General features: G+C 72.2%; 16 protein-coding genes. 11 read left to right on the forward strand and 5 right to left on the reverse strand.

The features are described from left to right. Window positions 1–177 precede the first annotated feature (177 nt). The 8 genes from OG455_RS24285 (at window position 178) to OG455_RS24320 (ending at window position 8,128) form a co-directional block, all read left to right on the forward strand. On the forward strand, window positions 178–1,245 hold the full coding sequence (locus tag OG455_RS24285) for a BMP family protein (protein WP_266297013.1): 1,068 nt from the start codon (window positions 178–180) through the stop codon (window positions 1,243–1,245). 232 nt (window positions 1,246–1,477) lie between these two features. After that, window positions 1,478–3,217 (forward strand): ABC transporter ATP-binding protein, encoded by a 1,740-nt coding sequence (locus tag OG455_RS24290; RefSeq protein WP_266297015.1) that lies wholly within the window; start codon window positions 1,478–1,480, stop codon window positions 3,215–3,217. A 5-nt stretch (window positions 3,218–3,222) separates the two neighbouring features. Then, a complete protein-coding gene (locus OG455_RS24295; protein WP_266297016.1) occupies window positions 3,223–4,380 on the forward strand; it encodes an ABC transporter permease in 1,158 nt (385 codons plus the stop codon). Then, on the forward strand, window positions 4,377–5,645 hold the full coding sequence (locus tag OG455_RS24300; RefSeq protein ID WP_266297017.1) for an ABC transporter permease: 1,269 nt from the start codon (window positions 4,377–4,379) through the stop codon (window positions 5,643–5,645). Before OG455_RS24295 ends, OG455_RS24300 begins: the two co-directional genes overlap by 4 nt. Next, window positions 5,642–6,046, forward strand: coding sequence for a cytidine deaminase (locus OG455_RS24305; protein ID WP_266297019.1), 405 nt, complete (start codon window positions 5,642–5,644; stop codon window positions 6,044–6,046). The genes OG455_RS24300 and OG455_RS24305 overlap by 4 nt, the downstream gene beginning before the upstream one ends. Before the next feature lie 137 nt (window positions 6,047–6,183). Continuing rightward, entirely contained in the window at window positions 6,184–7,461 is a 1,278-nt protein-coding gene (locus tag OG455_RS24310) for a thymidine phosphorylase (RefSeq protein WP_266297021.1), read from the forward strand. A gap of 101 nt (window positions 7,462–7,562) precedes the next feature. After that, window positions 7,563–7,844 (forward strand): type II toxin-antitoxin system Phd/YefM family antitoxin, encoded by a 282-nt coding sequence (locus tag OG455_RS24315; RefSeq protein WP_266297023.1) that lies wholly within the window; start codon window positions 7,563–7,565, stop codon window positions 7,842–7,844. Window positions 7,845–7,849: 5 nt separating this feature from the next. Continuing rightward, window positions 7,850–8,128, forward strand: coding sequence for a type II toxin-antitoxin system RelE/ParE family toxin (locus OG455_RS24320; RefSeq protein ID WP_266297025.1), 279 nt, complete (start codon window positions 7,850–7,852; stop codon window positions 8,126–8,128). A 13-nt stretch (window positions 8,129–8,141) separates the two neighbouring features. Here the strand turns inward: OG455_RS24320 and OG455_RS24325 are convergent, their stop codons facing one another. From OG455_RS24325 to OG455_RS24340, 4 genes are all read right to left on the reverse strand, one after another. Further along, entirely contained in the window at window positions 8,142–8,792 is a 651-nt protein-coding gene (locus OG455_RS24325; RefSeq protein ID WP_266297027.1) for a beta-glucanase, read from the reverse strand. Window positions 8,793–8,860: 68 nt separating this feature from the next. Further along, on the reverse strand, window positions 8,861–9,655 hold the full coding sequence (locus OG455_RS24330) for a phytanoyl-CoA dioxygenase family protein (RefSeq protein WP_266297029.1): 795 nt from the start codon (window positions 9,653–9,655) through the stop codon (window positions 8,861–8,863). Window positions 9,656–9,720: 65 nt separating this feature from the next. After that, window positions 9,721–10,077: a hypothetical protein gene (locus OG455_RS24335; protein WP_266297031.1), complete on the reverse strand. Its 357-nt coding sequence runs from the start codon at window positions 10,075–10,077 to the stop codon at window positions 9,721–9,723. Window positions 10,078–10,262: 185 nt separating this feature from the next. After that, window positions 10,263–11,498 carry an MFS transporter gene (locus OG455_RS24340; protein WP_266300935.1) on the reverse strand — a complete coding sequence of 412 codons (1,236 nt, stop codon included), beginning with the start codon at window positions 11,496–11,498 and terminating at the stop codon, window positions 10,263–10,265. Between the two features lie 202 nt (window positions 11,499–11,700). On the opposite strand from OG455_RS24340, the gene OG455_RS24345 reads away from it, so the two are divergent. The 3 genes from OG455_RS24345 (at window position 11,701) to OG455_RS24355 (ending at window position 14,486) form a co-directional block, all read left to right on the forward strand. Further along, on the forward strand, window positions 11,701–12,660 hold the full coding sequence (locus tag OG455_RS24345; protein ID WP_266297033.1) for a LysR family transcriptional regulator: 960 nt from the start codon (window positions 11,701–11,703) through the stop codon (window positions 12,658–12,660). Between the two features lie 62 nt (window positions 12,661–12,722). Continuing rightward, window positions 12,723–13,871 carry an adenosine deaminase gene (locus OG455_RS24350; protein WP_266297035.1) on the forward strand — a complete coding sequence of 383 codons (1,149 nt, stop codon included), beginning with the start codon at window positions 12,723–12,725 and terminating at the stop codon, window positions 13,869–13,871. Between the two features lie 225 nt (window positions 13,872–14,096). Further along, window positions 14,097–14,486, forward strand: a complete 390-nt coding sequence (locus tag OG455_RS24355; RefSeq protein WP_266297037.1) for a hypothetical protein — start codon at window positions 14,097–14,099, stop codon at window positions 14,484–14,486. Between the two features lie 187 nt (window positions 14,487–14,673). On the opposite strand, the gene OG455_RS24360 is transcribed toward OG455_RS24355, so the two are convergent. Then, window positions 14,674–14,856, reverse strand: a complete 183-nt coding sequence (locus OG455_RS24360; RefSeq protein ID WP_266297039.1) for a PspC domain-containing protein — start codon at window positions 14,854–14,856, stop codon at window positions 14,674–14,676. Window positions 14,857–14,905 lie beyond the last annotated feature (49 nt).

Genomic DNA, 14,905 nt, shown 5'->3' on the forward strand with positions numbered 1-14,905 from the left:
TCGGCGCGACCATGGGACACTGGGGTACTCATCGAGGTTTAAATGACCCGATGTGCCTCAGTGCCACGGTTTGATAACAACCCGAATGGCCGGGCGACCCGTAACACAACCGTGTTCTACGCGCGTTACGGTGGCGCTCGACCACGCCAAACGGGTGTGTGAGAAGGAGATACTCCCTTGCGCCGTTCAGTAAAGCTCGCCGCGGTTGTGCTCTCGGGTTCCCTGGGCATCGCCTCGCTCGCCGCTTGCGGCGCAAAGAGCACCACCACCTCGTCCTCCTCCGGCGGCTCGGGTCTCAAGGTCGGCATGGCCTACGACGTCGGCGGCCGTGGTGACCAGGGCTTCAACGACATGGCCGCCGCGGGTCTGGACAAGGCCAAGGCCGACTTCGGCATCCAGGCCACCGAGGCCGAGGCCAAGACCGGTGAGGCGGACTCCGACAAGCAGACCCGCCTGGAGAACCTGGTCTCGGCCGGTTACAACCCGATCATCGCGGTCGGCTTCGTGTACCAGGCGACCGTCGAGAAGGTCGCCAAGGAGCACCCGAACGTCAAGTTCGCGATCATCGACTCCGACTCGGCGACCCAGCCCAGCAACGTCACCTCGCTGGAGTTCACCGAGCAGCAGAGCTCCTACCTGGCCGGTATCGCCGCCGCGAGCAAGACCCGGTCCAACGAGGTCGGCTTCATCGGTGGCGTGCAGTCCGAGCTGATCAAGAAGTTCGAGGCCGGTTACCGCGCTGGCGTCGCCTCGGTCAACCCGAACATCAAGGTCGACGTGACCTACCTGACCACCCCGCCGGACTTCAGCGGCTTCAGCGACCCGGCCAAGGGCAAGGCCGCCGCGCAGGGCATGATCGACAAGGGTGACGACGTCATCTACGCCGCCGCCGGCGCCTCCGGCACCGGTGCGATCCAGGCCGTCGCCACCACCACCGGCAAGGGCCAGCTCTGGGCCATCGGCGTGGACAGTGACCAGGCCGCCCAGAGCGCGCTGGCGCAGTACAAGGACCACATCCTGACCTCGGCGCTGAAGAACGTGAACACCGCGGTCTACAACTACATCCAGAGCGTCAAGAACGGTCAGCCGCTGACCGGTGTCCAGCGCTTCGACCTGAAGTCGGGCGGTGTCGGCCTCGCCACCACCGGTGGCCACATCGACGACATCGCGCCGAAGATCAAGCAGGCGACCCAGGACATCATCTCGGGTGCGGTCACCCCGCCGACCGCGCCGCCGGCCGGCTGAACCGCCAGCACCGCCAGGTAGTGCCGCAGTACGTCATCCAGTACGTCTGAGACAGGGAGGGGCCCGGTGGGTCGCGCGAGAGCGCACTCCGCCGGGCCCCTCTCGTTCCCTCCCCACGCCGTCAAGCAGCACGGCAGGCCTCCCCTCCCCAGCGCAACGACGCGCCTGTCACCATCAGGAGATCGCCATCACCGCTTCCAAGCCCTCCCTCAGCAAGGGAGGTAACTCCTCCATGGGATCGGCGACCGTGGCCGTCGAACTGCGCGGCATCACCAAGCGCTTTCCCGGCGTCGTGGCCAACCACGACATCAACCTCACCGTGCGCACCGGTACCGTGCACGCCCTGATGGGTGAGAACGGCGCGGGCAAGTCCACGCTGATGAAGATCCTCTACGGCATGCAGCGGCCGGACGAGGGCACCATCGCGATCAACGGCGAGCGGTGCGAGTTCGCCACCCCGGGGGACGCGATCGCCCGTGGCATCGGCATGGTCCACCAGCACTTCATGCTGGCCGACAACCTCACCGTGATCGAGAACGTCGTCCTCGGCGGCGAGAAGCTGCACGGCATCGGTGGCAGGGCCCGGGCGAGGATCCAGGAGATCTCCGACCAGTACGGCCTGAACGTGCGCCCCGACGCCCTGGTCGAGGACCTCGGCGTGGCCGACCGCCAGCGGGTCGAGATCCTCAAGGTGCTCTACCGCGGCGCCCGGATCCTGATCCTGGACGAGCCCACCGCGGTGCTGGTCCCGCAGGAGGTCGACGCGCTCTTCGCCAACCTGCGCGAGCTCAAGGCCGAGGGCGTCACCGTCATCTTCATCTCGCACAAGCTGCACGAGGTGCTCTCGGTGGCCGACGCGATCAGCGTGATCCGCCGCGGCACCACGGTCGGCGACGCCGACCCCGCGCAGGTGACCGCGCGTGAACTCGCCGAGCTGATGGTCGGCAGCGAGCTGCCCTCGCCGCAGAGCCGCGAGTCCACCGTGACCGACGTGGTGATGCTCCAGGCCGAGAAGCTGCGGATCGCCAAGGCGGACGCCGAGGGCATCGAACGCGTGGTGCTCGACGACGTCACGCTGACCATCCGCAAGGGCGAGATCCTCGGCCTCGCGGGGGTCGAGGGCAACGGCCAGGCCGAGCTGGTCGAGGCCATCGTCGGCATGCTCCCGGTGGACGCCGGCCGGGTCGTGCTGGACGGCGAGGACCTGACGGCGAAGCAGACCCGGGCCCGCCGCGAGGCCGGCATCGGCTACATCCCCGAGGACCGGCACCGGCACGGCCTGCTGCTGGAGGCCCCGCTCTGGGAGAACCGGATCCTGGGCCACGTGACCGAGGAGCCGAACTCCAAGGGCTTCCGGCTGGAGCCCGCCGCCGCGCGGCGCGACACCAAGCGGATCGTCGAGCAGTACGACGTCCGCACCCCGGGCATCGAGGTCACCGCGGCCTCGCTCTCCGGCGGCAACCAGCAGAAGCTGATCGTCGGCCGCGAGATGAGCCACCGGCCCAAGCTGCTGATCGCCGCCCACCCGACCCGCGGGGTCGACGTCGGCGCGCAGGCGCAGATCTGGGAGCACATCCGGGTCGCCCAGCGCGAGGGCCTGGCGGTGCTGCTGATCTCCGCCGACCTGGACGAGCTGATCGGGCTCTCCGACACCATCAAGGTGATCTACCGCGGCCGCCTGGTCGCCGACGCCGACCCGGCCACCGTCACCGCGGAGGACCTGGGCACCGCGATGACCGGCGCCGCCTCCGGCCGGATCGAGTCGGACGAGGCCGCGCTGGCCCAGGCCGCGCTGGTCACCGACGAGGAGCACGGCCGCCTGGACGTCCCGCTCGAGGACGCCGCCGCCGAGGCCGCTGCCGAGGAGACCGCCGCCGAGGCCACCACCACCGAGGCCACCACCACCGAGGACGCCGCGGACGAGGCGACCGCCACCGACGCCGCTGCCTCTGACGAGCAGGCGGGGGAGTGACCCACATGAGCACCACCACCCAGACCGCCGACAAGCGCGGCCTGCTGCAGCGGATCGACCGCGAGCGCCTGGTCCTGGCCATCGCCGCACCCGTGCTGGCCATCGCCGCCGCCGCGGTGATCTGCGCGGCCCTGCTGGCCGTCGCGGGCTTCAACCCGTTCCAGGCCTTCCAGCTGATGACCCACTACGGGTTCGCCTCCGACGGGCAGGTGGCGGTCATCAACAAGGCCACCACCTACTACCTCGCCGGTGTCGCGGTGGCCTTCGGCTTCCGGATGAACCTGTTCAACATCGGCGCCGACGGCCAGTACCAGCTGGCCGCGCTCTTCACCGCCTACGTCGGCGGTGTGGTGAACCTGCCCTCGTTCATCGAGATCCCGCTGCTGCTGATCGTCGCCATGCTGGTCGGCGGTCTGTGGGCCTCGGTCGCCGGCATCCTGCGGGTCACCCGCGGGGTCAGCGAGGTCATCTCGACCATCATGCTGAACGCCATCACCACCGCGATCATCGGTGTGCTGCTGGTGCCCGGCATCTTCGCGCCGAGCAACGGCGGCGGGACCAGCAACTCCATCCAGACCAAGATGATGGCCACCTCCAGCAACTTCTTCACGCTGAGCACCGCGGGCGGTTCGGTCTACGGCTTCGCCATCCTGGCGGTGGTCATCGGGGTGCTGTTCCAGCTGGTGCTGACCCGCACCCGGTTCGGCTTCGACCTGCGCGCCACCGGCCGCTCCGAGTCGGCCGCCGCCGCCAGCGGGGTCAACGTCAAGCGGATGATCCTGACCAGCATGTGCGTCTCCGGCGCGCTGGCCGGTCTGATCGGCATGCCCGACCTGCTGACCTACTCGCACTACTTCGGCCAGAACTTCCAGGCGGGCGTCGGCTTCACCGGCATCGCGATCGCGCTGCTGGGCCGCAACACCCCGCTCGGCATCGGTTTCGCCGCGCTGCTCTGGTCCTTCCTGGATGTCACCGCCGACAAGCTCTCGGTGAACAACTACCCGCCGGAGATCATCAAGGTCATGCAGGGCACCATCGTCATCTGCGTGGTCGTCGCCTACGAGCTGGTGCGCCGCTACGGCCTCAAGCGCCAGCAGCAGCGCGTCGGTGCCCAGCTTGCCGCTCAGGCCGAGTCGGCCGCCAAGAAGGAGGTGGCGGCATGAGCACCGCGACTGAGCCCCGTACCAAGCCGTCCGTCAAGGCCCCCGGGCAGCGGGCCAGGCTCTCGCTGCCGGTCATCCTGCTGCTGGTCTCCGGCGCGATCCTGCTGTTCGCCTTCGTCGGCGCCGTCACCGGCAACCACGAGCTGACCTCCTCCGGCCAGGTGACCGCCGCGCTGGGCGCCGCGGTGCCGATCGGCATGGCGGGTCTGGGCGGTCTGTGGGCCGAGCGGGCCGGTGTGGTCAACATCGGCCTCGAAGGCATGATGGTGGCCGGCACCTTCGCCGGCGCCTGGGTCGGCTACCTGGTCAACCCCTGGGTCGGCCTGCTGGCCGCGATCGCGGCCGGCGCCGCGGGCGGCCTGCTGCACGCGGTGCTCACGGTCGGGGTCGGGGTGGACCACATCGTCTCCGGTGTCGGCATCAACCTGCTGATCCCCGGCATCTGCCTCTACGTCAACCGGATCTACTACCCGGACTACGTCTCGGCCGGTGCCGGTGCCTCGCAGTCGCCGCCCACCCCGGGGCTGCCGACCATCACCATCGGCGGCCTCTCGACCTGGCTGGACAAGATCGAGGGCCACCACTGGTTCTTCGTCTCCGACGTCGCGGGTCTGCTCGGCGGCCTGGTCACCGACCTGTCGGTGGTCACCGTGCTGGCGGTCGCGCTGCTGGTCGGCACCTACTTCGTGCTCTGGCGCACCACCTTCGGGCTGCGGCTGCGCTCCTGCGGCGAGAACCCGACCGCGGCCGAGTCGCTGGGCGTGAACGTCTACAAGTACAAGTACATCGCGGTGATCGCCTCCGGCGGCTTCGCGGGCCTGGGCGGGGCCTACCTCTCGATGGTCGCCGCCAGCGTCTACCGCGACGGCCAGACCGGCAACCGCGGTTACATCGGTCTCGCCTCGATGATCTTCGGCAACTGGCTGCCGGGCGGCCTGGCCACCGGCGCGGGCCTGTTCGGCTTCACCGACAGCCTCCAGCTGCGCGACCCGGACTCGGTGCACGTGCTGCTGCTCGCGCTGGCGATCATCATGGCGCTGCTCGCGGCCTGGCAGGGCTACCGGCGCAAGCTGGTGCCGGCCGTGGTCAGCCTGGTCGCCGCCGGCGGCCTGGCGCTCTGGTACGCGACCACCGACGTCGTGCAGCGCCCGCTGATCGTGGCGACGCCGTACGTGATCACCCTGGTGGTGCTGGCCCTCTCGGCGCAGCGGTTGCGGCCGCCGAAGGCCGACGGGCAGATCTACCGCAAGGGGCAGGGCAAGTGACGGCCGCCCAGCGGTCGGTCGAGGTGGACTGGGCGGCGCTGCGCACGGCCGCCCGGGACGCGATGACCCGGGCGTACGCCCCGTACAGCAAGTACCCGGTCGGGGCGGCCGCGCTGGTCGACGACGGGCGGGTGGTCACCGGCTGCAACGTGGAGAACGCCTCCTACGGCCTGGGCCTGTGCGCCGAGTGCGGGCTGGTCTCGGCGCTCTTCGCGAGCGGTGGCGGCCGGCTGGTCGCCTTCGCCTGCGTGGACGGTGCCGGGCAGGCGCTGATGCCGTGCGGGCGCTGCCGCCAGCTGCTCTACGAGCACGGCGGCCCCGACCTGCTGGTCGACCTGCCCTCGGGGATCAAGCCGATGACCGAGGTGCTGCCGGACGCGTTCGGGCCCGAGCGGCTGTAGCCGGCAGGGATCAGCGGTCAGGGATCGGTAGTAGTCACACGCGGTGTGACGCGCGTAGAGTGGCGGGGGGGCGACTGAGCAGCAGTCGCCCCCGCGCCACTTCCGTTCTTCTGCCGGTTCCCCGTTGGAGAAATGCCATGGACGTCATCTCCGTCATCACTGCCAAGCGCGATCGCCGCGAGCTGACCGATGATCAGATCGACTGGGTCATCGATGCCTACACCCGCGGTGTGGTGGCCGACGAGCAGATGTCGGCGCTGGCCATGGCCATCCTGCTGAACGGGATGAACCTGCGCGAGATCGGGCGCTGGACCGACGCGATGATCCGCTCGGGCGTCCGGATGGACTTCGCCGCCCTGGGCGTCCCGACCGCCGACAAGCACTCCACCGGGGGCGTCGGCGACAAGATCACCCTGCCGCTGGCCCCGCTGGTCGCCGCCTGCGGCGCGGCCGTCCCGCAGCTGTCGGGCCGCGGCCTGGGCCACACCGGCGGCACCCTGGACAAGCTGGAGTCCATCCCCGGCTGGCGCGCGCTGCTCTCCAACGACGAGATGATGCACGTGCTGCGCGAGTCCGGCGCGGTGATCTGCGCGGCCGGTGACGGCCTGGCCCCCGCCGACAAGAAGCTCTACGCGCTGCGCGACGTCACCGGCACGGTCGAGGCCATCCCGCTGATCGCCTCCTCGATCATGTCCAAGAAGATCGCCGAGGGCACCGGCTCCCTGGTCCTGGACGTGAAGGTCGGCTCCGGCGCCTTCATGAAGAACCTGGCCGACGCCCAGGAGCTGGCCCGCACCATGGTCGGCCTGGGCCGCGGCGCGGGCGTCAACACCGTCGCGCTGCTGACCGACATGTCCACCCCGCTCGGCCTCACCGCGGGCAACGCGCTGGAGGTGCGCGAGTCCGTCGAGGTGCTGGCCGGCGGCGGCCCGGCCGACGTGGTCGAGCTGACCGTGGCGCTGGCCCGCGAGATGCTCAAGGCCGCGGGCGTGCACGGCAAGGACCCGGCCGACGCGCTCAGGGACGGCTCCGCGATGGACCACTGGCGCCGGCTGATCTCCGCCCAGGGCGGCGACGTGGACGCCCCGCTGCCCGTCGCCAAGGAGCAGCACGTGATCCCCGCCCCCGCGAGCGGCGTGCTCACCGCGCTGGACGCCTACGCGGTGGGCGTCTGCGCCTGGCGCCTGGGCGCCGGCCGCGCGCGCAAGGAGGACCCGGTGCAGGCGGGCGCGGGCGTGGAGATGCACGCCAAGCCCGGCGACGTGGTGACGGCCGGCCAGCCCCTGCTGACCCTGCACACGGACACCCCGGAGCGGTTCGACTACGCGATCGAGGCGCTGGCCGGCGGCGTCGAGGTCGCGCCGCTGGGCACGGAGTACACCCGCACGCCGCTGGTGCTGGACCGCATCGGCTGAGGCGGCGGGCAGGTTCCGGTGGGCGGCTCGCGGGGTGCGGGCCGCCCACCGGCGTGTTCGGGACCGCCTCGCTCCAGATGTACATCTGCTACATTCGCTACATGAGTGAGCCAGTGGTCGAATCCATGGCAGAGGTCCGCAGCCACCTCGCGGACGTCATCGATCGGGCCCGTCGTGACGAGACCCCGACGATCATCACGCGTCGCGGCAAGCAGGAGGCCGTGGTCCTCGACATAGGGGAGTACCAGCGGCTGCGGCAGCTCGCCGACCAGGCGGAGGACGCCTGGCTGGGCGTGCTGGCCGACGAAGCGGAAGCCGAAGGCCGGGAAGGGTCCGTCTCGCTCGATGAGATGGCCGCCATGGTCCGCGCGCACCACGCCTGACCGGCATGGGTCACGTCACGAGGTTCACCCCGCATGCCCAGCGGGACATGCTGAAGATCCCGCGGGCCGACGCGATCCGGATCCTGCACCGCCTCGCCGAGTTCCAGCAGGCGTTGGACAGCGGGGAGACGGCGGCCTTCGACATCAAGGCCCTGCGAGGGCGCGCCGACCAGTGGCGGCTCAGGGTCGGCGACTACCGGGTGGTGTACACGGTCGAGCAGGGCCGGTTGATCGTCTGGGTCCTGGCCGCCGGAAACCGCCGCGAGGTCTACCGCGACCGGTAGCCGTCGCGGCGGCTCACCGCTCCACTCGCAGGCTCAGGCAGCGCCAGCTCAGCCGGCGGGGGCCGAAGAACGAAGGGGCGGGGTGGTAGGTGCCGTCGGAGACCGAGAGGTTGACGATCAGGTAGGCGGACCAGTCGGCCCCGACGCCCTGGCCGTCGGAGTGGAAGAGGGTGTCGCCCGCGTACCAGTCGACGGAGTCGGCGCCGATGGTGGTGCTGAGGTCGACGGTGGCCCCGGGGGCGACGCCGGCGGAGGCGCCGTGCCAGTAGAAGGAGTCACCGCTGAGGTGGTTGCTGACCTCCAGCAGGTCGGGGTGGTCGGGGTGGTACTCGAAGACGTCGACCTCGTTGCCGCCGTCGCGCCAGGTCCAGATCGCCGGCCAGGCGCCGATCCCGGTGGGCAGCGTGACCTGGGCGTGCAGGGTGTCGCCGGCCTTGAGCTGGAAGGCCTGCGGGCTGCCCTCAGTGGTGAGCAGGTTGCAGCTCCACTGGCGGCTGAACCAGCCGCGGGTGGCGGTGAAGGTGCCGTCCGGGCAGTAGGCGTGGTTGAGGTTGTCGAGCTTGTGGTCGGCCCGGTTGGTCGGGCCCATGTTCGGATAGGCGCTGGTGCGGCCGGCCACCCACTGGGTGGCCGAGCCGAAGTCCGCGTCGAAGACGATCGCCATGGTTCTCTCCCCTGATTTCTCAGGGTGATATGCCCTTCACGCACGGCGATAACCGCTGGTTGGTCGGGTCAGTGGCGACCGAGCCCGAGGCGCACGGCGCGCTCCACGGGCGAGTGGTCGCCGTCGGCGCGGTCCAGGTCGAGCAGGCCGGTCGGCACCAGCGGGGGCTGGGCCAGGAAGCGTGGGACGGTGCCGTGGTGCGGCTGGGCGGAGTGGATGAGGAACGGGTGGCAGAGGTAGACGTCGCCGGCCAGGCCGGTGGCGAGGGCCTCCGGGCGCTCGGGGGCGTCGAGGCGGCCGGCCTCGGCCATCTCGCCACAGAGCGCGAAGCCGTCCACCCCGCGCTCGCCGTGGGGCTGGAGGAAGGCCGGCACGTCCAGGTGCGAGCCGACCTTGATCCGGGTCGGCGCGTTGTCGGCGTCGGTGTCCGAGAAGAGGAAGAGCATCAGCAGGGCCCGGCCCTCGGAGCGCAGGTTGAGCCAGTAGCCCTGCTCGCCGGGCGGCGTGAAGCTGGCGTCCATGTGCCAGCCGGCGTCGCCCGGGTCGGCGGGGTGCGGGAAGCGGATCGGGAAGGTGCCCAGGCCGGTGCGCGGCACCCAGCGCCGCGGGCCGACCAGTTGGTCGAAGGCCGCGTGCAGGCGCGCGGTGGTGGCGGCCTGCTGGAACGGCGCCTGCCCGTAGCCGTCGAGGCGGATGACCGGCTGGGTCCAGGTCGCCGGGTCGTCCGGGTCCAGGCCGGTCTCGCGCCACAGGAAGGCGCGGCACTCGTCGGCGAGGGCGCGTGGGAACGCCTCCGGGAGGTGGACGAAGCCCTCGGTGACGAAGCGTTCGATCTGTTCGTCGGTCAGCACAGCGGTACCCATGGCGCCGATTCTTGACGGGCCAACGGCACTGCGGCAACAGGATTTTCGGGCCCGCCGCCGCTCGGTCAGCGGCGCGGCCGGCGGCTGCGGACCAGCGCGATGGTGCCCAGGGTGATCAGGGTGAGGGAGAGCGCGGCGACGGAGAGCAGCCGGGGCGAGGTGCCGCTGCCGGCCAGCGTGGGGCGGGGAGCGGCGGACGTCTCGTGCGCCGGATCAGCCGCCCGGCCGCCGGTGGTGGTGGTGACGGTGGCGGCGCCCACGGTGGCGGTGGTGTCGATGGTGCTCACCGCGACGGCGGCCGTGCGAGGTGGTGGTGCGGCGGCGGCCGCGCCCGGTGCGGCGAGTGGTGCGGCCAGGGCGAGCGCCGTGAGCAGGAGGAGGGCGGCGAGGCGCGGGACGCCGTCGCTCGGTGACTTGGACATGCGAGGGCTCCTGGAGGCAGGAGGGATCGGCCGCTGCCCAGTGCACTCGAACGGGGGTATGGCCGTCGCGCAGGCGCACCGGGCATGCGGCCCCTCGGGTGAGCCGCGTTCACCCGTGCGGGAGGGGTGCACACCTGTGGGAGGGTTCCACCCGCGTGGGAGGGGCGCCCACCGGTGCGGGCGGCTCAGGCCCGCGGTGCGGCCGCCCGGCCGGCCTGGCGGGTGGCGTAGAGCGTCACGCCCGCCGCCAGGGCCATGGCCGCCAGGCCCACGCTCGCCGCGCCGGACCAGCCGACCGCGTGGTAGGCGTCGGCGCCGACCGTGCCGCCCAGGCTGTTGCCCAGGTAGTAGGCCATCAGGTAGAGCGCGGAGGCCTGCGCCCGGCCGTGCGTCGCGGTGCGGCCCACCGCGGAGGAGGCGGTGGCATGGCCCGCGAAGAAGCCGCCGGTGATCAGCACCAGGCCGAGCAGCGCGCAGAGCAGCGAGTCGGCGAGCGAGAGCAGCAGCCCGGCGCTGGTGAGGGCGATCGCCACGTAGAGCGTGCCGCGGCGGCCCAGGGCCTGGGTGAGGCGGCCGGCGGCGGCCGAGGTGCCGGTGCCGACCAGGTAGACCGCGAAGATCGAGGCCGCGATCGACTGCGGCAGGTGGAACGGGGCGGCGATCAGCCGGAAGCCCACCGTGTTGTAGACCGCGCCGAAGACCGCCATGAAGAGCATCCCGAGCGCGTACAGCCGCAGCAGCAACGGGTTGCGCAGGTGCGCGCCGACGGTGCGGGCCAGGGCGCGCGGGTCCACCGGGGTGCGGCGGAAGTGCCGGGCGGCCGGGATCAGCAGGCGGAAGGCGAGCACCGAGAGCAGCGCGAGCACCGCCGAGGAGGCCAGGCCCCAGCGCCAGCCCCAGGCGGCGCCGGTCCAGCCGGCGATCAGCCGCCCGCCCATGCCGCCGATGCTGTTGCCCGCGACGTACAGCCCCATCGCGGAGGGCAGCGCGCTCTGGTGCACCTCCTCCGCGAGGTAGGCCATGGCGGTCGCGGGCAGCCCGGCCAGCGCCGCGCCCTGGACCGCGCGCAGTGCGACCAGCACGCCGAGCGAGGAGGCGAAGGGCAGCGCGATGGCCAGCGCGGAGGCGGCGAGCACCGAGCCGGTCATCACCGCGGTGCGGCCGTACCGGTCGGAGAGCGCGCTGGCCGGCAGCAGGCCCAGGGCGAGGCCCAGGGTGGCCGCCGAGGCCGTCCAACTCGCCTGCCCGGGAGTGAGGTGGAGGTCGGCCGAGAGCAGCGGCAGCAGGCCCTGGGTGGAGTAGAGCAGCACGAAGGTGGCGACGCCGGCGGCGAACAGCGCGAGGTTGGAGCGCCGGAAGTCGCGCTGCCCGGGGCGCAGGCGGCGGTCGGCGCCGTCCGGCGTGGCGGGCGCGGTGGCCATGGCGGGCACGGTGGGCGTGACGGGTGCGGCGGGCACGGTGGGTGTCACGGGTGCGGTGGACGTGGCGGCGCGGGACGGTACGGCACCCGGGGCGGTGGCGGCGGATGCCTCGGGAGCTGCGGTCTCGACGGGAGGCATGGCAGCGACGCTAGACCTGGCAGGTTCCATGCGTCCAATACATGAATTGGCGATAATCGATGCTGTGACGTATGAGGAGGGCGCTGCCCCCAATCCCACCGAGCTCGATCCGCTCTCCCCCGCCGTCCAGTTGGCGCCGCGGCTGGCCCAGTTCGCGGCGGTGGCCCGGCTGGAGCACGTGACCCGGGCGGCCGAGCTGCTCGGCATGCCGCAGCCCACGCTGTCGCGCGCGATCGCCCGGCTGGAGCGGGAGCTGGGCGTGGACCTGCTGGTCCGCGAGGGCCGCACGGTGCGGCTGACCAGGGCCGGCCACCTGCTGCTCGGCTCGGTGGAGCGCGCGCTGGGCGAACTGGAGCGTGGGGCACGGGCGGTGCGCGCCGAGGTGGACCCGGCGGCGGGCCGGGTGGCCTTCGGCTTCCTGCACACCATGGGGACGGACGCGGTGCCCGCGCTGCTGCGCGGCTTTCGGGCCGACCATCCGCGGGTGCGCTTCCAACTGGTCCAGGACTACGTGGCGGCGATGCTGGCCCGGCTGCGGGCGGGTGAGTTGGACCTCTGCCTGGTCTCGCCGCTGCCCGCCGAGGACGACCCGGAGCTGACCGCCCGGCCGCTGGACGAGCAGGTGCTGCACCTGGCGGTGCCGGCCGACCACCGGCTCGCCCGGCGGCGGCGGATCCGGCTGGCGGAGGTGGCCGAGGAGCCGTTCGTCGCGCTGGAGCACGGCTACGGGCTGCGCCAGATCACCGACGGCTTCTGCGCGCAGGCCGGCTTCGCGCCGCGGATCGCCTTCGAGGGGGAGGAGGCGGAGACGCTGCGCGGGCTGGTCGCGGCCGGGCTCGGGGTGGCCCTGCTGCCGCCGGGGACGGTGCCCCGCCCCGGGGTGGTGGACCTGACCGTGACGGCGCCGCGGACCAGGCGGGCGATCGGTCTCGCCTGGGTGACCGGCCGGCCGCTGCCGCCGCCGGCCGAGGCCTTCCGGGCGTTCGTGCTGTCGCGGCGCGGGCGGCTGCTGGACCACGGGTGACAAGCGCCACGCCGATGCGGTGACAGGTGGGAATCTACGCGCGTAGGGGCTACACTCCCGCAATGGAAACGCAGATCTCCGTCCCCGCGGGCACCACGGCCCCGCGCGTCCCCACCGCCGACCAGATCCGCCGGGCCCCCAAGGTGCTGCTGCACGATCACCTGGACGGCGGCCTGCGCCCCGAGACCATCGTCGAGCTGGCCGCCGCCTGCGGCTACCAGGGGCTGCCCACCACCGACCCGGCCAAGCTGGGCGTCTGGTTCCGCGAGGCCGCCGACTCAGGCTCGCTGGTCCGCTACCTGGAGACCTTCGCCCACACCTGTGCCGTGATGCAGACCCGCGAGGCGCTGATCAGGGTCGCCGCCGACTGCGCCGAGGACCTGGCCGCCGACGGCGTGGTCTACGCCGAGGTGCGCTACGCCCCTGAGCAGCACCTGGAGGCCGGGCTGAGCCTGGACGAGGTGGTCGAGGCGGTCAACGAGGGCTTCCGGATCGGCGAGGCCAAGGCCCGCGCGGCCGGCCACCGGATCAAGGTCGGCACCCTGCTCACCGCGATGCGCCACGCCGCCCGCTCGCAGGAGATCGCGGAGCTGGCCAACCGCTACCGCGACGCCGGCGTGGTCGGCTTCGACATCGCCGGCGCCGAGGCGGGCCACCCGCCGACCCGCCACCAGGGCGCCTTCGACTACCTCAAGGGCGAGAACAACCACTTCACCATCCACGCCGGCGAGGCCTTCGGCCTGCCCTCGATTTGGGAGGCGCTGCAGTGCTGCGGCGCCGACCGGTTGGGCCACGGCGTGCGGATCATCGACGACATCACGGTGCGCGAGGACGGCACCGTCGCGCTCGGCCGGCTGGCCGCCTACGTGCGCGACAAGCGGGTCCCGCTGGAGATGTGCCCGACCTCCAACCTGCAGACAGCGGCGGCGAGTTCCTACGCGGAGCACCCGATCAGGCTGCTCAGCCGGCTGAAGTTCCGGGTCACCGTGAACACCGACAACCGGTTGATGAGCGGTACCAGCATGAGCCAGGAGTTCGCCCACCTGATCGAGGCCTTCGGCTACGGCCTCGACGACATGCTGTGGTTCACCGTGAACGCGATGAAGTCCTCCTTCCTGCCGTTCGACGAGCGACTGGCGATGATCAACGAGGTGATCAAGCCGGGCTACGCGGAGCTGAAGGCCGAGTGGCTGTTCGGCGCCTCGGTCTGACGTCCGAAGTCTGAGGGTTCGTCAAGTCCGTTGCGAACAAAGGTCGGTGGGACTGTATGACGGTTCACTCGGGTGAGTGAGGCGTCTTTGGTGCTGACCTGAGGGTGTGTCTACGGTGTGCCAGTCACTGCTGACACGGTGCGGCGGCGCAAGCCCGGTCCGGCCCAACTGCGGCCTCCCGGGCGCGAGCCCGCGCCGCCCCGACGAGGACACGAGGACGGACCCATGAAGCAGACCACTCTCAAGGTCGCTGGAACCGCGGCGCTCGGCGTAGCCATCGCGGCGACCGCGGTCGGTACCGCCTCCGCGGCCGCCGCCGGCGGTCTCACCGCGCTGCCCGACACCGGTGGCCTGACCGGGACGCTGAACCAGGCCCCGGCCGTCGGCGGCCCGGTCACCTCCGCCATGGGCACGCTGGACAAGGGCGCCGGCACCCAGGCGCAGGCCCCGGCCGCGCAGGCCCCCGCGGCCGATGCCCCCGCCGCCGCGCCGAGCGGCGCCACCCGCGGCCTGCCGGTCGGCGCGCTGGGCGGCGTCGCCAAGCAGGCGCCGGGTCCGGTGGGCGGCCTGCTCGGCAGCGCCGCGCCGGTCAGCGGCGGGCTGCCGCTGGGCTAGCTGGTCGACCGGACCAGTGATCGGCCTGATCAATGATCGGCCGGACCAGTGACAGGGCCGCCCCTCCCACGCGTGTGGGAGGGGCGGCCCTGTGCCGTGCCGTGCCGTGCCGTGCCGTGCCGTGCCGTGCCGTGCCGTGCCGTGCCGTGCACGGGCGGGGTCCAGGACCGGTGGTCAGGACCGGGCGTCACGGTTCCTGGGGGAGCAGCAGCCACAGGGCCGGGTAGATCAGGATCTGCGGGCCGGGCAGCAGGCAGGAGACCAGGAAGATCACCCGGACCGTCCCGGCGGAGAGGCCGAAGCGCTCGGCGACGCCGGCGCAGACGCCGGCGATCATGCGGTGGTGGCGGGGGCGGGCGAGGGTGCGCATGGGAGTCTCCGAGCGGTGGCGGGGTGTCGCTCCGGTGGTCCCGGGGCTG

The organism is Kitasatospora sp. NBC_01287 (assembly GCF_026340565.1).
Lineage (GTDB): Bacteria > Actinomycetota > Actinomycetes > Streptomycetales > Streptomycetaceae > Kitasatospora.